Consider the following 16,131-nt stretch of genomic DNA (forward strand, 5'->3'; position numbering starts at 1 on the left):
CTTTCCCTAACGAAATGTCACATCACTTCGTCACCTCAGCCGACATCCCGGTCGACGGCGAGCGCATCTCCAGCAGCAAGCTGGACAATGTGAAGCGCATCTCGGGCGGTGTCGCCGCGATCACCGGCCTGATCAGCGCCTACCTGCTCTTCGCTGCTCCGGACAAGATCGCCGGTCCCTTCGCCTACTCTTGGCTCTTCGCGCTGTTCTTCTTCTTCACCCTCGCCGTCGGCGGCTGCTTCTGGACACTTCTTCACAATGTCTCGAACTCGGGGTGGGGGACTTCGGTCCGCCGCATCATGGAGAACCTCGGTGCCGTCTTCCCTTGGATGGCGATCTTCGCCGCGCCGCTGCTCTTCCCTGCTGTCCAGAAGTGGCTCTATGAGTGGATGACCATCCACCAGCATGCCGCTCACAACGGAGGCTCCTATTTCAGCAGCCCCTTCATGGGCTTCTACGGTACCGAGTCGATGGAAGCCGCGCTTACCAAGGACCATCAGGCCCTGCTTGTGAACAAGCAGTGGTACATGAACAAGGTCGCCTGGTATGCCCGCTTCGCCTTCTACTTCATCGGCCTCGGCCTCGTGATCCGCGGCCTCCGCAAGCTCTCCACCGCTCAGGACAGCGATCCGAATCCCGGCACAGCGAACCTCTTCAAGGCGCGCAAGCACTCCACCTACACCCTGATCATCTTCGCGATCACGATCACCTTCGCCGGTATCGATTGGCTGCAGGGCATGAAGTTCGATTGGTTCTCCACAATGTGGGGGGTCTACCTCTTTGCCGGTGCGGCCCTGAACTCCATGGCGGTCATCATCATCACCGCCACCCTCATGCAAAAGGGCGGCTATCTGAAGCGCGTGGTCGGTCCGGAGCACTTCCACATCATGGGCAAGCTGCTCCTCGCCTTCACCATCTTCTGGGCCTACATCGCCTTCTCCCAGTTCTTCCTCATCTGGTATGCGAATATCGCCGAGGAAACCTCCTGGTACCTCATCCGTAACACGGAAGGCTGGAACGTCGGTAGCATCGCCTTGGTCTTCGGTCACTTCGTCATCCCCTTCGTTGTCCTCCTGCAGGCTTGGCTGAAGAAGAACCCGAAGCTCCTCAGCATCGTCGCCGTCTATACTCTGGCGATGCACATCCTCGATCACTACCTCATCGTGATCCCGGAGCGCTCGGTTTCCCTGAAGAATATGGTGGGTGAAGCGGGTATCAATCTCCCCGCGGAGTTTGCCTCCTACACCACCGCTGTCCCGGGTGCATTCGTCGGCGATATCTTCGCCTTCATCACCATCGGTTCTGGCTTCGTCTTCTTCTACCTCCGCGCCCTCACGCAGAACGCGACCTACCCGCATCGCGACCCGCGCATCCTCGAATCCGCCAACGTCTCCAACTAAAGCGGAGCCACCAGACCTCAAGACACAAGACGCAAGACCCGAGAACAGCTTCCACTGCTCACTGATCACTGCTCACTTGGCACTTTTTTCCCGATGTCCTCTTCCAGCGACAATCCCCTGATCCGTTTCGCCGCCTTCTGGTGGGCGCTCGGCGTCTTCTCGCTCTTCGCGGTGATCCTCATCGCGTTGAAAATTTTCGGCGGCGGGGCTCCGGAGAATGATCCCTTGGAAGAAGCGGCCGCTACCAAGCGCTACGAGACCGCTTCCAAGATCCACGCAGCTCAGGAAGCGAACTTCGCCTTCAAGGAAGTCGAAGCCGGCAAGGTCGTTCAGGTTCCGCCTCACGCCGCTTTCGATGCGGTCGGTAAGAACCTTCTGGGCGATAAGGTGGCGAAGGTGGAAGCGGACACTCAAATCCATCCTGATGGTGACATCGCCAAGGCAAAGGCCGCCGAGCAAGGTCCTGACATGGGCCCGATCGACGCCCTCACCCCTCCCGCCGACACCCCGGTGGATCCCGCGCTCATTGAAGCCGGCAAGGCTGGCTTCATGGTCTGCATGGCCTGCCATGGTGCCAATGGCGAAGGCGGTCCCGTCGGACCTCCGCTTGCCGGATCCGAGTGGGTCACCGGCCCGGTCTCGAATCTCATCCGCATCCAGCTCCGCGGCCTGAATGGCCCGATGCACATCAAGGGCCAGCTTTACACCCCGGTCGCTCCCATGGCTCCGCTCTCCTACCAGACGGATGACCAGATCGCCGCCGTCCTCACCTTCGTCCGCAATAGCTTCGGCAACAAGGCGGCTCCGGTGCTTCCCAAGCAGGTCGAAATGCTCCGCTCCGAGGTGGGCAAGCCGATGCTCACCGAAGCGGACCTGATCAAGCCCTGATCCTCCACGCGACTTTCCCATGTCTTCCACCACTTCCCAGACCCCGGTGAACGATGCGGTGCGCCGCGCGCAGATCGATATTTCGCTGCGCCACCCGGTGATGTTCTTCTTCACCAGCGGTGCCGCATGGCTCGCGGTCGCCATCTTGCTCGGCATCATCGCTTCGGCGAAGGTGCATAGCCCCGGCTTCCTCGATGGCGTCTCTTGGCTCACCTACGGTCGGGTCCAGTCCGCCCACATCAGTGCGCTGGTTTACGGCTGGGGTTGCCAGGCTGCCTTCGGTGCCCTCGTCTGGCTCATGGCCCGCCTCTCCCGTCAGGAGTGCCGCGCCGCCGGCATCATCCTCGTCGCCGGTCACGTTTGGAATCTCGCGATCTCGCTCGGCATCCTCGCCATTCTCGGTGGTGCAGGCACCGGCATGCCGTGGATGGAGTTCCCGGCCTTCGCTTGGGTCCCCATGCTGCTCGCCTATGGTGCCATCGCCATCTGGTCGATGGTGCAGTTCAAGGTCCGCCCCGCCGGTCACGTTTTCATCTCGCAGTGGTACATCCTCGCCGCGCTGATCTGGTTCCCTTGGGTCTTCGCCAGCGCCCACCTGCTGGTCCACGGCTTCGCCGGTAACCCGGTGATGGCCGCCGCCATCAATGCCTGGTACCGCTCCGCGCTGCTTTTCCTCTTCTTCATCCCCACCGGGATTGCCGCCGCCTACTATCTCATCCCGAAGGTCACCGGCCGCCCGGTTTACAGCTACTCGCTGTCCTCCCTCGGCTTCTGGTCGCTCGCGATCATCGCTCCATGGGCGGGCATGCAGAAGCTCGCCGGTGCTCCGATCCCGAATTTCCTGCCTTACCTCGGCGCCGCCGCCACCATCCTTTTCGCCGTTCCTGCGATTGCCGTCGGCGTGAACCTGCTCAAGACCGCGGCCGGTGCTCCGGACACCGTGGTAAATAGCCCCTCGCTTCGCTTCACCCTCGCCGGGGTGATCTGCCTGCTGGTGCTCGCTCTCGCCTGCGTCTTCCTGAACAACCCGGCCATCCTGCCCGGCACCCAGTTCTCGATGGCCGGTTACGGCTTCGATATCCTGGCCCTCTACGCCTTCTTCAGCTTCATCGCCTTCGGCATGATCTACTTCGTGGTGCCCCGCATCACCCGTCGCGAGTGGCTTTCCAGCCGCTTGATCAAGATGCACTTCTTCCTCTCCGTCTACGGGGTGGCGCTGGTCGTGATCGTCGCCCTCTTCGGCGGCGTCATGCAGGGCGTGGGTCTTGAAGCTTACAAGCAGCCTTGGGAAGACGCCTCCATGCGCGCCTACCCCTACGCCGTGGCCACCACCTTGGCCTGGTGCTTCCTCCTCTTCTCGAACGTCTTCTTCTTCTTCCACCTTACCCTCATGTGGCTCCGCCTCGGCCGTCGCAGCTCGCACCCGACGCTCCTCGGACATGCCCATCACGATGATCTCCACGATGCCACCCACGGCCCCGAAGGCGATATCGACAATGCCGGCCCCGGTTCCGCTGCCGCCGCCCACTCCCACTAACACTCCTGTTTGAACATTAGTGCTTAGTCATTAGTAATTTCCCGTTCCAATGAGCTTCCGCCAATTCGCATTCGGTCTCACCGCCTCCTTCGGCATCGCCTGGCTGGCCATCGTGATCGTGCCCTTCTTCATGATGCGCCACATCAAGCCGGTGGCCTTCGATGAAACGGCCGACGGCAAGGAAGGGGTCTACCACCCGAAGCGCACCGGTCGCGTGATCAATGGCGCGGAAGTCTACGCCGCCAACGGCTGCTACCACTGCCACAGCCAGCTCATCCGCCCGACCTACGCCGGCAATGACCTCGGCCGCCCCGATTGGGCCGGTCTGAAGGCCGATGAAGAGCGCGGCGACACCCGCCGCGAGAGCAACATCTTCGACTACTCCGGTGAGAAGTTCGCCCAGATCGGCCAGAGCCGCCTCGGCCCGGATCTCTCGAATGTCGGCCGCCGCGTCGAGAAGCTCTACGTGAAGGACGGCGGCGATCCGAAGGCCTGGCTGCTTTCCCACCTCTACGATCCGCGCGCCAATCCGGAGCGCCCCACCTCCAAGTGCCCGTCCTACCGTTTCCTCTTCGATACCGTCGAGATCGAGGGCCAGACGCCGAACGATGCCGTGGCCATCACCAAGGACGGTGAAGCCGTCGTCCCGGGCAATCAGGCCCTCGCCTTGGTCGATTACCTCCTTTCCCTGAAGCGCGACGACACCGTCCCCGCCTCGATGAGCCATCTGCCGCCAGCCCAGAAGGGCGCGCCGGAGAAGGCCGCCGCTCCCGCCGCCGCACCGAAAGGCTGAACCGAATTTCCCTTTTCCGATGATCGATCCTTCCAAGCCCGACCTCGAGGAATCGGTGAACGTCACCGAAGCCCACGAGCGCGTCCTCCGCGGTGCGGCCGCGGCGTCCCGCGAGAACAAGCTCACCGAGAACGGTGCCGAGCCCGTTTCCATGTGGGTCATGGCCCTCTGCTTCATCCCGATGCTGGCCGCCGGCTGGACCCTCGGGAATGCGGGCACCCTATTCTCCTACAAGGACACCCTGAAGTCGGGCTATGTCCGCGTGATCCCCGCCGATGACGAGGCGGGCGGTGCACCTCCGGGACCTGCCCTCGACATCTACATGAAGAAGGGCGCCAAGATTTACTCGAAGTGCAGCGGTTGCCACGGCCCGGACGGTAAGGGTGATGGCAATGCCTATCCTTCCCTCGCCGGATCCAAGTGGGTTCTGGGTGAGACCGAAGTCTTCGCCATGGTGGTGCTGAACGGCCTCACCGGCCCGACCTCCTCCGGTAAGACCTACGGCGTGATGCCCGCCCAAGGGGCCGGCATGAGCGGTGAAGACCTCGCCGCCCTGATGACCTACGTCCGCAACAACTTCGGCAACAGCTCCGGTGACGTCGTCACCAAGCAGATGGGTGCCGCCGCTCTGGAGATCTCCCAGGCTCGCGCGAAGGCCGGTGCTCCGGTGACCGCCGACGAGCTCACCGCCGACCACAAGAAGAACCTGCCGGGCGATCCCTTGGAAGCGTCCCTGCCCATCGATCCGGTTACCCTCGAGCCGGTGGCCGCCCCGTAACTCTGACTTTATTCTAGCATGAGCGCTCACGCCGCATCTGCCGATCACCACGGCCACGACGATCACCACCACCACGAGCCCGGCTTCTGGTCGAAGTACGTCTTCTCCACCGATCACAAGACGATCGGTATCCAGTACGGTCTCACCGCCATGGCCTTCCTGGCCTTCGGCTTCTACCTGATGATGGTGATGCGCTGGAGCATCGCTTACCCGCACCAGCCCCTGCCGGAGTGGATGAGCTGGATCTTCACCGATACCTGGAAGGCCCGCTGGCTCCAGGACGGCAAGGTCACGGGTGAGACTTACAACATGTTCGGTGCCATGCACGGCACCATCATGGTGTTCTTGGGCATCGTGCCCCTCGGTTTCGGTGCCTTCGGTAACTACGTCACGCCGCTCCAGATCGGTGCGGTCGACATGGCCTTCCCGAAGCTGAACATGACCAGCTACTGGCTCTACCTGCTGGGTGGCCTGGTGATGTGCGCCTCCTTCTTCATGGAGTCCGGTGCCGCCAAGTCCGGTTGGACGAACTATTCGCCGCTCGCGGGCTTCGCGGATGGCCAGATCGTGAACCAGTGGCTCGCCGGCCAGACGCAGTGGCTTCTCGGCCTCGTCCTGCTGATCTCTTCCTCGTTGCTTGGTTCGGTGAACTTCATCACCACGATCATCAACCTGCGCGCCCGCGGCATGACCTGGATGCGCATGCCCTTCTTCGTCTGGGCGATGCTCGTCACCGGCTTCCTGCTTCTCCTCGCGTTCCCGCCGCTTGAAGCCGCCGGCATCATGCAGCTCATGGATCGGGTCACGCACTCGTCCTTCTTCATGCCCTCCGGCCTCTTCTCGAAGGCGGAAGGTCTGGCCGATCTCTCCGGTGGCGGCTCCCCGCTCCTGTTCCAGCACCTCTTCTGGTTCCTCGGTCACCCGGAGGTGTACGTGCTCCTGCTCCCCGCCATCGCGTGCGTGGCGGAGATCATCCCGGTGAATACCCGCCGCCCGCTCTGGGGCTACAAGGCGATGGTCTACGGCGTGCTCGTCCTCGGCTTCCTCTCCTTCATCGTGTGGGCTCACCACATGTATCTCACCGGCATGGGTCCGGTCGTCTCGACCTTCTTCCAGACCACCACGGTGCTGATCTCGATCCCCTCGGTGATCTTGCTCACCTCGATGATCATCTCGCTCTGGGGCGGTTCCATCCGCTTCACCCCGGCCATGATCTGGGCCTGCGCCTTCCTGCCCATGTTCGGTATCGGCGGTCTCACCGGTCTGCCGCTGGCCTTCAACTTGGTGGACCTCCACCTGCACGATACCTACTACGTCATCGGCCACTTCCACTACGTGGTGGCCCCGGGTATCCTCTTCGGCCTCTTCGCTGGCGTGTATCACTGGTATCCGAAGATCACCGGTCGCCACATGAGCAACTTCCTGTCCCATGTGCACTTCTGGCCGAGCCTGATCTGCATGAACCTGATCTTCTTCCCCATGCTCACGCAGGGCATGGCAGGCTTCCACCGCCGCTGGTACAATGGGGGTGATGCCTACTTCGCCGGGGAAAACACCGCGAACGAGTTCGGCAAGGTCGTCGCCGAGCACATCGACCTGAACATCCTCATGTCCTGGGGTGCTTGGATCATGGCTGTTGCCCAGATCCCCTTCGTGATCAACCTCTTCACCGCATGGAAGCTGGGTAAGAAGGTCGAAAGCGACAATCCTTACAACGCGACCACCCTCGAGTGGGCCACGCCGACGCCTCCGGGCCACGGCAACTTCCTCACCGAGCCCGCCGTCTACCGCGGTCCCTATGAGTACAGCCGCCCGGATTGCGAGGAGGATTTCCTCCCGCAGTGGGAAGAGCCGAAGCGCGATGCCGCCGTGCCCGCCGCCTCGGAGACTCCCGGCAAACCGTCCACCCATCCTTCCCACTGACCCGCAGGGTGCAGCTTCGTAGCCTGAACTAGGAAATCCAAACGATGGAAATCCCCTATATCGTCACCCCGCGCAAGGACACCGGCCTCTTCAACTCGAAGATCGCCATCTGGCTCTTCCTCGCGTCGGAAGTCATGCTCTTCGGCGGCTTCTTCTCCGCCTATATCTTCCTGCGCCTCGGTGCGGATTACCCCTGGCCGGAGCGCACGCTCCCGGTGCTCCCGGGCTTGATCAATACCTTCGTCCTGATCGCCTCCTCGGTGACCGTGGTCTTTGCCTGGGCCTCGCTCAAGCTGCGGCAGTGGGGCAAGTTCCAGGCCTACATGGGCTTCACCGTCATCTGCTCGATGGTGTTCATGGTGCTCAAGGGCATTGAGTACAACGTGAAGTTCCATCACCAGGCGCTTCGCACCAAGGACTTCTCGATCGTTGAAGGCCACCTCGCCTACGAACTGAAGGATGGCGTGCATCACGAGCACGGCCACGAGCCGAAGGAAGAGGATTTCGCCCTTAACCACCACGGCAAGAAGTTCGAGGAGAACGTCATCAACTTCGAGACCACCCAGGTCAGCTTCAATACCGTCCGCTTCCACAAGGACTGGGTGGAGGAGATGATTCACCACGCCAAGGAGCGCAATTCGACCATCAAACTGGCCTCCCAGCTCGACCTGAAGACCGCTCCGGACAAGACCGTGACCTTCGCGGCCGGCACCGATCTCGATATCGCCCTGCTGGAGTCGATCAAGAAGGCCCACCTCGCCGCCCGCGCCCACAATGCGGACCTGCGCACCGAGGAACTCCGCCGCCTCTGGAAGGAAGCGAAGAAGGCCAATCCGGAAAAGGATGACCGCGAGCTCTCCCCGGGAATCACGGTGGACGCCACCAAGCTGGCGCTCATGCCAGAAGCTCCCTCGATCTCCTTCACGGTCCAGCCGCCCGTCACCTTCCACTACAAGCCCCGCGATATCCAGGAGTCTCCGGCCGCCGGCACCCTGCGCGATGGCACCGCCCTCGTCGGCAAGTTGCTCGAAAGCCCGATGGGCTTCCACTACGTCGACGCCATTGACTTCCGCCACCTCGTCATGAAGGCAGAGGAGAAGGGGATCGATCCCGCCGTCGCCATCGCCAATTCCTGGCTGATGAAGGAGAACTCCGAGTTCCGCGCCATCTGGGAGAAGCAACAGAAGGCCCTCGGCCAGCTTGCCGATGCCCTCAAGGAAAAGGGCCGCGTCCCGACCGAGAAGGACAAGTACCGGATCAACTGGCAGGAAATGGCCTATTACATGGATACGGACCTCGCCGATGTGGCGATCAAGCCCGGTGCCTATGTCATGCCCGGCGTTTCTCTCAACAACAAGGAGCAGTTCCTCGGTCCGGATTACCACATCCGCCACTTCCCGCACCTGAATGTCCCGCGCGAGCAGGTTCTCTTCGCCTCCAAGTTCGCTCCGGCTTGGAACACCTATTACGCCATCTACTTCACGATGACCGGCCTCCACGGCCTCCACGTGATCGGCGGCGCTCTCGTCCTCGCCTACTACCTCTTCTGCGGCAAGAAGATGTATCTCTCTAACCCTGAGTGGCTTGCAAACCGAGTGGAAATCGGCGGCCTGTTCTGGCACTTCGTCGACCTGGTCTGGATCTTCCTGTTCCCGATCCTCTATTTGATGTAAGTTCAAACGACAGACATTTCCTGACCTTTTCGATCCCATGGCTGACTCACCAGAAGCTATCAAGAAAGCGACCCGCCTCTACCTGTTGATCGGTGGAGTGCTGTTCGCGGGCACCGTCATTACCGTGTTGGTCGCCACCATGCCCCAGCTCGACTTCGGCAAGCACGGTTTCGACACCGCCGACCTTGTCATCGGTCTGCTCATTGCAACCGTGAAGGCTTCCTTGGTGGCGCTGATCTTCATGCACCTTAACCACGAGAAGCGCCTGATCTACTGGCTCTTCGGCTTTGGCTTCGCGGGTGCCTTCTTCCTTCTCGCCCTTACCGCTCTAGCCGTTTGGAATCCCATTCGCTACAATGGTTTCAAGGACGGCGTCCCCGGTTCGGAAAAAGTCCACACCTGGCGCTGATCCCCGGCACCTCAACCTGATCCTGTCATGTCGCTGAGAGCATTTCACATCGTCTTCGTAACCGTGAGCACCCTGCTCTTCGTGTTTCTTGCCGTGTGGGCCTTCGCGCTCGTCGCGGATCGCAGCACCATGGTCACCACGCTCGGCGTGGTCAGCGCCATCGGTGCCGTCGTCATGCCCGTCTACGGCATCTTCTTCTACCGCAAGGTCCGCAACATCGTGCTCTGAACCGCCATGTTCGATTCCCTACTCGCCTGCTCCACCTGCGCCGTCAATTTCCAAGACGACACGACCAATGCCGCCGGCTGGTCGATCTTCTTCATGCTCGGGATGATCCTTCCCGTGCTTCTCGGTGTGGTCTTCTTCATGGTCCGCCTCGTCCGTCGCAGCAATGTCGAGCTTGAGCCCGAGTTCCGCGACGAACTGCCCGCCGCCACCCCTTCCCGCTGACGCCTGCCCCTTTCCATGAGTCCTTCGAAATTCCTCAGCATCCCGGAAAACTTCTCCGCCCACGGCGGCCGGGTGGATCACCTCATCGATGTGGTCCACTGGTTCATGATCGCTCTCGGCGTCGGCTGGTTCCTCTTCTTCGCCTTCTGCCTGATCCGCTTCCGCGCCTCGGTGCATCCGCGTGCTTCTTATCATGGCGTGCGCAACCACATCTCGAGCCACCTCGAGATCGCGGTGGTCATCATCGAGGCCGTGCTGCTCCTCGGTTTCGCCTTCCCGCTCTGGAAGGAGCGCACCGATACCTGGCAGCAGGTCCAGAAGCTCGATCCGGTCCGCGTCCGCGTCATCGGCTGGCAGTTCGGCTGGACCTACCACTACCCCGGCGCTGACGGGAAGTTCGGCCGCATCGATCCGCTTCGCATCACCAGCAACTCGGATCCTGGCATCGACCTCGACGACCCGAATGCCCAAGACGACTTCATCGCTCCGATGCTCAAGATCGCCAAGGGCCGCCCGGCGATCCTGAACATCACCTCGAACGATGTGATCCACAACTATGCCATCGTCCCGATGCGCATCCAGCAGGACGCCATCCCGGGCAAGGAAATCCCGATGTGGTTCACGCCGAACAAGACCCTCGAAACCTCCGTCGTCTGCGCCCAGCTCTGCGGTGAAGGTCACGGCAACATGATCGGCCAGCTCGAAGTGGTGGAAGACAAGGCCTTCCGCACCTGGGCCGAAACCGAGTCCGCCAACGCGCTCAAGTCCCGCGCTCCCAAGCCCGAGTCGACCGCCAGCCGCTGAGGCCAAGATCTCTTTCCAAAGCGGGAAGCCTTCGCGGGCTTCCCGCTTTTTTCGTACCCTCAAGCCGCGGCTTCCAGCAACAGCTTCTCCAGATCCAAGGGCTGCGTGACCATCGCCAGCGAGCCATCCGGATTGCGCGGCCATTCTGCCATCGGCCGGTCGCGATAGAGCTCCACGCCATTCTGATCCGGATCGCGGAGGTAGAGCGCTTCACTCACCCCATGGTCCGCCGCTCCGTCGAGACGGATGCCCGCGGATACAAGGCGCTTGAGCGCATTGCCCAGAGCCGCGCGGTCGGGATAAAGGATCGCGGTGTGGTAGAGCCCGGTGCTACCCCGCGGCGGCGGCGAGCCGCCGAGGCTTTCCCAAGTGTTGAGCCCGATGTGGTGGTGATAACCTCCCGCCGAAAGGAACGCCGCCGAGTCGCCGAAGCGCTGCATCAACTGGAAGCCTAGTATATCCCGGTAGAAACCGATCGCCCGCTCGAGATCGGCGACCTTCAGATGGACGTGACCGATGCGGACTTGGGGATCGATGGCAGTGCTGCTCATGCCTCGATCCTATCCCGGCCTCCCGGCGCCGCCCAATGCCGTCTCCTGATGCCCAGCATGTTCTCGGAACATGCCCGGCGGTTTGAAACCCGCCCCGGATTTGGAATGCGGTTTCCTTTTGCCCTCCCGGAACCTGTGCTAATGAGAGACGCCATGAATGATCCTTACCTTCCACCGTCGGTTCCCGAAGTGGCCCCGCCCGCGGTCCTCTCCAGCGAGGAGCGCAACTGGGCCATGGCCGGTCACCTGTCCGCCCTTTCCGGCTGGCTCACCGGCTTCGGTTACATCGCCGGACCCCTGATCGTCTGGCTGATCAAGAAGGACACCATGCCATTCGTCGCGCGAGAAGCGAAGGAAGCGCTCAACTTCAACATCTCCTGGACCATCTGGCTCATCCTCCTCGCCATCGTCGCCTTCATCCTCACCTTCTTCGTCATCGGAGTCCTTCTCTGGCCGGTTGTCGCTCTCATCCCCGTCGGGATGTCCGTCCTCAGCATCGTCGGCGGCGTCCGTGCCAACGAAGGGAATGGCTATCGCTATCCACTCACGCTGCGCTTCATCCAATGATGGAGCGTTGCCTTTCGCGCCCCGGACATGAAGTCTCCGGGGCGTGAGGAGCGATCGCTGCCACATCGTGACCGGTCCCGCAGGGGCGGGGAAGAGTGCCTATGCCCGCCGCCTCGCCGCGGAACTCGGCGCCTGCCTCATCGATAGTGACATCGCCACCGAGCGTCTCGTCCGCGCCGGACTCGGTCTCGCAGGGCTCGATCCGGATGATCGGGATTCCCCGGCCTACAAACGCGCCTACCGCGATGCGGTCTACGAGGCCATGTTCGATCTGGCCTTGTCCAACCTCCCGCACATCCCCGTTGTCATGGCGGGACCATTCACCCGTGAAGGGGGCGAGCCGGATTGGCCGGATCGCCTGGAAGCCCGTCTCGGCGTCCGCCCCACGCTCCACTTCGTCTGGTGCCAGCCCGAAGAACGCCGCCAGCGAATCTTAAAGCGAGGTGAGGAAAGGGATCGTCCGAAGCTGGCTGATTGGAATACCTACGCCGCTTTCTGTCGTGAAGAGCGCCCCGTCTGGGAGCATGTCTTCGTCGCGACCTGAGCGCTACCGCAGCAGCTCCCCGTAAACTCCCATCGTCCCCTCCAGCATCGCATCGAGCGTGAAGGGATGCTCGCGCGGCACCTTGGGCGGATCTTCCAGCAGGCCCCGGACGAGCGCTACCGAATCCTCGGGATCGTTCGCAGGCAGACGACCTGCCGGATAAAGCAACTTGAGTTGTTCCCCCACGCCACCGTGATCGTAGCCCGCCACCGGCACGCCTAGCCCGAGCGCCTCCAAAGTCGTGCGCCCGAAGGATTCCGGCTGGGTGGTGAGAGAGAGCACGAGCGATGAAATCGCCAGGATCTCTCGCAAGTCCGAGCGCCCGCCGGTGAAGGTCACTCGATCCGCCAGTCCCTCGGCTTTGAACAGCGCCTTGATCTCGTCGAGATAGGCCGCCTTCCGCGGATGGGCTCCACCGGCGATGAGCCCGTGGATGCTCTCATCCTCTGCCAATGCTTTTAGAATGATGGCGAGGTCCTCGTGCCCCTTCAGCCTTGTGATGCGCCCGGGAAGGGTCAGCAGACGCTTCCCACGGGTGGCCGGGAACTCGCGATGGAAATTCTCGACCCACTCCGGATCCGGCCGATAACCGTAGGGATACTCCGCCGGATCGATGCCGCGGTGAATGACGCGCAGCCGGGTCTCATCCACGCGGGGGTAATGCTTCAGGACATGATCCCGGATGCTTTCGGAAACGCAGATCACGCGTTCACCGCAGGTCATGATCTCCGAGTAGCGGTTCACCGAGTTAAAACCGTGAACCGTCGTAACCAAGCGAGGGCGCGTTGCCGGATCCATGCCGCGCCACGCCAGCCATGCGAGCCACGCGGGTACCCGCGAGCGCAGATGGAGGATATCCGGCCTCTCCTGATCGAAAAGCTTGCGCAGCTTCCTAACGAAAAACAGCGAGGACAAGCGCTTGCGGCCGACGGGCATCGTGATGTGCCGCGTCCCGCAGGCTTCCAGTTGGCTCACCATCTTGCCGCCGCCGGAGATCACGAGAGATTCATGGCCGTAGCGTCCGAGATGGCGCGCCAGTTCCAGCGTGCCGCGCTCGACACCGCCGGACTCCATCTCGGGGATCATCTGCAGCACCTTCATCGTTTTATCAATCGCTCGAGCACGATCTCCGCACATCGGTCCGCCTCTCGTAGCACGCGCGGCGCTTCCGTCAAACCCGTGCGTGGCGACCACTCGGCAAATCGGGTCACGAAGCCGGCCTCGGCCAGTTTTGCGATCCCTCTCGCCACGCGCCCCGCCTTCTTGGTCGCCGGCACGGGCAGCAGGCCTACCCGTGCGCCGCTACTAAGCGCCTCGTAGATCATCGAGATGCTCTCTTCGGTCACCCATGCTTCGGAAGCGGTGGCGAGTTTCTCCGGAAGCCAGTTGCGCCCCGTCCCGGCATGCAGATGGGCCTCCACTCCGGGCACCGCCGCGGCGATTCCGGGAAGCGTTCCTTCCGGAGATCGGCGGGAATCGGTGGCGAGCCACTTCAAGCTTCGTCCATCCTCCACGATCGCTTTCACCGCAGTCGTCACCGCAGCCTGATCCCAGCCGTACGAAGACGAAGGCCCGCCCAAAAGAATAATGCCTCCATCCCTCCCGTCGCGCTTGGCAGGCGGCACCCGGTTCAGGGCGCCTAGGGTTGGGATCACATGCCCGGAAGGTGATTTCCCGCCAAGATCATGTTCGGGCACGAGGCAGAGATCGAAGAGCCCGCAGGGAAGCGTCGGCTTCATCATCACCACGCATGGCACCTTGTTGCGTCGCGCCAACGCCAGCATCGCAGGATGAACTGCATGCCCTGCACCCAGGATCAGATCCGGCCGTGGCAAGAGCCCGCTCTGCTTCCACGCGTGGCGGAAGCGTGCGATGCCTCCTTTCACTTCACTCAAGGAGATCTTTGAGACTTCCACTTCCCGCAGTCGCCCGATCGCTTCCGCCAGACCATAGGACTGGTTCTCGTGCCCCGGCTTGCCGTCCGAGAGGATTTGGATGCTCAGCGGCTTCATGGCGCGGGCTTCCGGGATTTCGCGGTCAGCACCAGCTTGGTCGCGAATTCCCTCCAGCCCTCGCGGTCGGCAGGGCGGGGGATGCTGCGGGTCCACGGCTTGCCGCTTACGCCGGCCCCGATGATCGCTCTCAAGCCGAGACGCTTCGCGGCGGTGGCGAGGTGGAGGTCGCTATCTAACAAGAGGGCAAAATCCAGTGGCACGGCATGCGAGGCATCACAACGCTCCAGCAGTCCGTTCGCATGCTCCGCCGGGAAGCGGACCAGACGCGGATCTTCCGGCAGAGGGGGAAGCTTCCCGTTATCCAGCACGTCGATGCGGGCATCGGGCCGTAGCTCGAGCAGCGTCGTCAGCACTTCCACCGCGGCGCCATCGCCCGGCGGGAGGGTCACCACGGCACGCACCACCTGGCTCGCCGCCCGTGCGTCCTCGGCCGGTGCTTCCTTCGTGAAGAATCCGAAGGGCACCATCTTGTCCACGCGCCAGCGGTCGTGAAACCAGAAGACATCGGTCAACTGATCGCGCATCGCCGTTTCCAAGTGTCCCAGCACCTCGGCGGTCTTCGCCTTCTCAGGAACGGAGCGTATCGTGAGCAGCCACTTGCCGGTCTTCTGCGAGGTGATCGAAAGCGTGACCATCGCCGATCCGGTCCGCCGCGCGAGCAAGGCGGGCAGCGGAGTGCAGGATGAGAGCCTGCCGAAGAAAGGGCAGAGCTCTCCATGACCACCGGCGCGCTGATCGGTCATCACCGTCACCACGCCACCCCGGCGCAGCAGCGCGGCTGGACCGTTGAAGCCATCGTGCTTGTTGAAGAGGACCGCACCCTCTTGGGTCCGGCGCTGCACGGTTAGTTCGTCCAGCAGCGGATTCTGCAGCGGTCGGTAGATCGGCCCTCCTTCGATCGCTTCGCCGGTCTCGCGGATGAGTTGTGCCAGCACCTCCCAGTTGCCCATGTGGGACCACACCAGCACTACACCGCGCCCGGCACGGATCGGCGTGAGCAGATGTTCCAGGCCTGAGAACTCGATGTGCTTCCGCAGCTCGCCCTGCGGCAGGGTTGCCGCCCGCTGGCTGGCCAGCAGGTTGCCACCCGCGCGGCGGAAGGTCTCGCGCACCATCGCATCCAGCCGGGCTTCATCCGGTGCCTGGGCCGCGGTCGCGATCCGCAGGTTGCGCCGCACCAGACGCCGGTGTCCCGGTGAAAGCGCCCAAGCGATCAAGCCCAGCCCGCCGCCCACCCGCGTCACCGTTGCCAGCGACATCAGTCCCAGCAGGCCCTCCACCGAGCGGAAAGCGGCATACTCCAGCCGGTGTGCCAGCGTCGGCCGCGGGGTTGCTGCCTCCTCAAGTGCTTCTTCGCTCATCGCCACCGCGACTTTCCACGCCCGCCGCCCCCCCGGCAAGCTCCGGGGCTTGCACCCCCCGCGTTCCCCTCCTAGTCTCCCGCCGCTCCGCTCCCGTAGTTCAACGGATAGAACAAGGGTTTCCTAAACTCTAGATCTGGGTTCGATTCCCGGCGGGAGCATTCTCCGACCATTGCAGGTCCTTTGCATGGCGCTGGTTCACGAGATCAGCCGAGCACCGGCTCGTCTAACAACCGGCTGCCAAGCACTTCGTTACGAGGCTTTTTGCAATTTCATGACGGAAAATGCGGAACTATTATAGGGGTATTAAAATTCCACGTCCTATTTTTGTAATCCCACGTTGACGTTTCGGAAGCCAGAGGTAAAAGCTGCGGCGTTGTTCGGTTTCTCCCACGAAGCCATCTCTCTCCTCCCAAGGACAACAAGAACTGCTGCTTC

General features: G+C 62.5%; 17 protein-coding genes and 1 tRNA gene. 14 read left to right on the top strand and 4 right to left on the bottom strand.

Going from position 1 to position 16,131, the window contains the following annotated elements:
* The first annotated feature begins 14 nt into the window (after positions 1–14).
* The 11 genes from OJ996_RS13625 to OJ996_RS13675 all read left to right on the top strand — a co-directional run bounded on the left by OJ996_RS13625 (position 15) and on the right by OJ996_RS13675 (position 10,655).
* Positions 15–1,400: a hypothetical protein gene (locus tag OJ996_RS13625; RefSeq protein WP_264514158.1), complete on the top strand. Its 1,386-nt coding sequence runs from the start codon at positions 15–17 to the stop codon at positions 1,398–1,400.
* Between the two features lie 93 nt (positions 1,401–1,493).
* Complete coding sequence (locus tag OJ996_RS13630) at positions 1,494–2,288, top strand: c-type cytochrome (RefSeq protein ID WP_264514159.1); 795 nt, start codon at positions 1,494–1,496, stop codon at positions 2,286–2,288.
* 19 nt (positions 2,289–2,307) lie between these two features.
* Complete coding sequence (locus OJ996_RS13635) at positions 2,308–3,825, top strand: cbb3-type cytochrome c oxidase subunit I (RefSeq protein WP_264514160.1); 1,518 nt, start codon at positions 2,308–2,310, stop codon at positions 3,823–3,825.
* A gap of 49 nt (positions 3,826–3,874) precedes the next feature.
* Positions 3,875–4,618, top strand: coding sequence for a cbb3-type cytochrome c oxidase subunit II (locus OJ996_RS13640; protein WP_264514161.1), 744 nt, complete (start codon positions 3,875–3,877; stop codon positions 4,616–4,618).
* Between the two features lie 19 nt (positions 4,619–4,637).
* On the top strand, positions 4,638–5,396 hold the full coding sequence (locus tag OJ996_RS13645) for a c-type cytochrome (protein ID WP_264514162.1): 759 nt from the start codon (positions 4,638–4,640) through the stop codon (positions 5,394–5,396).
* An 18-nt stretch (positions 5,397–5,414) separates the two neighbouring features.
* The gene (locus OJ996_RS13650; protein WP_264514163.1) at positions 5,415–7,319 is read left to right on the top strand and encodes a cytochrome c oxidase subunit I; all 1,905 of its coding nucleotides are present in this window, start codon (positions 5,415–5,417) and stop codon (positions 7,317–7,319) included.
* Between the two features lie 44 nt (positions 7,320–7,363).
* The gene (locus OJ996_RS13655; RefSeq protein WP_264514165.1) at positions 7,364–8,992 is read left to right on the top strand and encodes a cytochrome c oxidase subunit 3; all 1,629 of its coding nucleotides are present in this window, start codon (positions 7,364–7,366) and stop codon (positions 8,990–8,992) included.
* Positions 8,993–9,029: 37 nt separating this feature from the next.
* On the top strand, positions 9,030–9,401 hold the full coding sequence (locus OJ996_RS13660; RefSeq protein ID WP_264514166.1) for a cytochrome C oxidase subunit IV family protein: 372 nt from the start codon (positions 9,030–9,032) through the stop codon (positions 9,399–9,401).
* A 27-nt stretch (positions 9,402–9,428) separates the two neighbouring features.
* Positions 9,429–9,629 (top strand): hypothetical protein, encoded by a 201-nt coding sequence (locus OJ996_RS13665; protein ID WP_264514167.1) that lies wholly within the window; start codon positions 9,429–9,431, stop codon positions 9,627–9,629.
* Between the two features lie 6 nt (positions 9,630–9,635).
* Positions 9,636–9,851, top strand: coding sequence for a hypothetical protein (locus OJ996_RS13670; protein ID WP_264514168.1), 216 nt, complete (start codon positions 9,636–9,638; stop codon positions 9,849–9,851).
* 15 nt (positions 9,852–9,866) lie between these two features.
* Positions 9,867–10,655: a cytochrome c oxidase subunit II gene (locus OJ996_RS13675; protein WP_264514169.1), complete on the top strand. Its 789-nt coding sequence runs from the start codon at positions 9,867–9,869 to the stop codon at positions 10,653–10,655.
* Positions 10,656–10,714: 59 nt separating this feature from the next.
* Here the strand turns inward: OJ996_RS13675 and OJ996_RS13680 are convergent, their stop codons facing one another.
* Positions 10,715–11,206, bottom strand: coding sequence for a VOC family protein (locus tag OJ996_RS13680; protein WP_264514170.1), 492 nt, complete (start codon positions 11,204–11,206; stop codon positions 10,715–10,717).
* A 153-nt stretch (positions 11,207–11,359) separates the two neighbouring features.
* Between OJ996_RS13680 and OJ996_RS13685 the strand changes: the two genes are divergently transcribed.
* A complete protein-coding gene (locus tag OJ996_RS13685) occupies positions 11,360–11,773 on the top strand; it encodes a DUF4870 domain-containing protein (protein ID WP_264514171.1) in 414 nt (137 codons plus the stop codon).
* 43 nt (positions 11,774–11,816) lie between these two features.
* Entirely contained in the window at positions 11,817–12,317 is a 501-nt protein-coding gene (locus tag OJ996_RS13690; protein ID WP_264514172.1) for a P-loop nucleotide/nucleoside kinase family protein, read from the top strand.
* Positions 12,318–12,320: 3 nt separating this feature from the next.
* Here OJ996_RS13690 and OJ996_RS13695 read toward each other — a convergent pair whose 3' ends face one another.
* From OJ996_RS13695 to OJ996_RS13705, 3 genes are read right to left on the bottom strand one after another with little or no spacing between them, the layout of a single operon-like run.
* Positions 12,321–13,418, bottom strand: a complete 1,098-nt coding sequence (locus OJ996_RS13695; RefSeq protein WP_264514173.1) for a glycosyltransferase family 4 protein — start codon at positions 13,416–13,418, stop codon at positions 12,321–12,323.
* The gene (locus OJ996_RS13700) at positions 13,415–14,329 is read right to left on the bottom strand and encodes a mitochondrial fission ELM1 family protein (RefSeq protein ID WP_264514174.1); all 915 of its coding nucleotides are present in this window, start codon (positions 14,327–14,329) and stop codon (positions 13,415–13,417) included. The genes OJ996_RS13695 and OJ996_RS13700 overlap by 4 nt, the downstream gene beginning before the upstream one ends.
* Positions 14,326–15,693, bottom strand: coding sequence for a lysophospholipid acyltransferase family protein (locus tag OJ996_RS13705; RefSeq protein WP_264514175.1), 1,368 nt, complete (start codon positions 15,691–15,693; stop codon positions 14,326–14,328). The genes OJ996_RS13700 and OJ996_RS13705 overlap by 4 nt, the downstream gene beginning before the upstream one ends.
* Positions 15,694–15,782: 89 nt before the next feature.
* Here OJ996_RS13705 and OJ996_RS13710 point away from each other — a divergent pair.
* Positions 15,783–15,854, top strand: a tRNA-Arg gene (locus tag OJ996_RS13710).
* Positions 15,855–16,131 lie beyond the last annotated feature (277 nt).

The organism is Luteolibacter rhizosphaerae (assembly GCF_025950095.1).
Classification (GTDB): Bacteria; Verrucomicrobiota; Verrucomicrobiia; order Verrucomicrobiales; family Akkermansiaceae; genus Haloferula; species Haloferula rhizosphaerae.

What these genes read in the sequence shown, in the direction of transcription:
- OJ996_RS13625 (WP_264514158.1), top strand. Translation starts at nt 15, where the DNA reads ATGTCACATCACTTCGTCACCTCAGCCGACATCCCGGTCGACGGCGAG.
- OJ996_RS13630 (WP_264514159.1), top strand. Translation starts at nt 1,494, where the DNA reads ATGTCCTCTTCCAGCGACAATCCCCTGATCCGTTTCGCCGCCTTCTGG.
- OJ996_RS13635 (WP_264514160.1), top strand. Translation starts at nt 2,308, where the DNA reads ATGTCTTCCACCACTTCCCAGACCCCGGTGAACGATGCGGTGCGCCGC.
- OJ996_RS13640 (WP_264514161.1), top strand. Translation starts at nt 3,875, where the DNA reads ATGAGCTTCCGCCAATTCGCATTCGGTCTCACCGCCTCCTTCGGCATC.
- OJ996_RS13645 (WP_264514162.1), top strand. Translation starts at nt 4,638, where the DNA reads ATGATCGATCCTTCCAAGCCCGACCTCGAGGAATCGGTGAACGTCACC.
- OJ996_RS13650 (WP_264514163.1), top strand. Translation starts at nt 5,415, where the DNA reads ATGAGCGCTCACGCCGCATCTGCCGATCACCACGGCCACGACGATCAC.
- OJ996_RS13655 (WP_264514165.1), top strand. Translation starts at nt 7,364, where the DNA reads ATGGAAATCCCCTATATCGTCACCCCGCGCAAGGACACCGGCCTCTTC.
- OJ996_RS13660 (WP_264514166.1), top strand. Translation starts at nt 9,030, where the DNA reads ATGGCTGACTCACCAGAAGCTATCAAGAAAGCGACCCGCCTCTACCTG.
- OJ996_RS13665 (WP_264514167.1), top strand. Translation starts at nt 9,429, where the DNA reads ATGTCGCTGAGAGCATTTCACATCGTCTTCGTAACCGTGAGCACCCTG.
- OJ996_RS13670 (WP_264514168.1), top strand. Translation starts at nt 9,636, where the DNA reads ATGTTCGATTCCCTACTCGCCTGCTCCACCTGCGCCGTCAATTTCCAA.
- OJ996_RS13675 (WP_264514169.1), top strand. Translation starts at nt 9,867, where the DNA reads ATGAGTCCTTCGAAATTCCTCAGCATCCCGGAAAACTTCTCCGCCCAC.
- OJ996_RS13680 (WP_264514170.1), bottom strand. Translation starts at nt 11,206, where the DNA reads ATGAGCAGCACTGCCATCGATCCCCAAGTCCGCATCGGTCACGTCCAT.
- OJ996_RS13685 (WP_264514171.1), top strand. Translation starts at nt 11,360, where the DNA reads ATGAATGATCCTTACCTTCCACCGTCGGTTCCCGAAGTGGCCCCGCCC.
- OJ996_RS13695 (WP_264514173.1), bottom strand. Translation starts at nt 13,418, where the DNA reads ATGAAGGTGCTGCAGATGATCCCCGAGATGGAGTCCGGCGGTGTCGAG.
- OJ996_RS13700 (WP_264514174.1), bottom strand. Translation starts at nt 14,329, where the DNA reads ATGAAGCCGCTGAGCATCCAAATCCTCTCGGACGGCAAGCCGGGGCAC.
- OJ996_RS13705 (WP_264514175.1), bottom strand. Translation starts at nt 15,693, where the DNA reads ATGAGCGAAGAAGCACTTGAGGAGGCAGCAACCCCGCGGCCGACGCTG.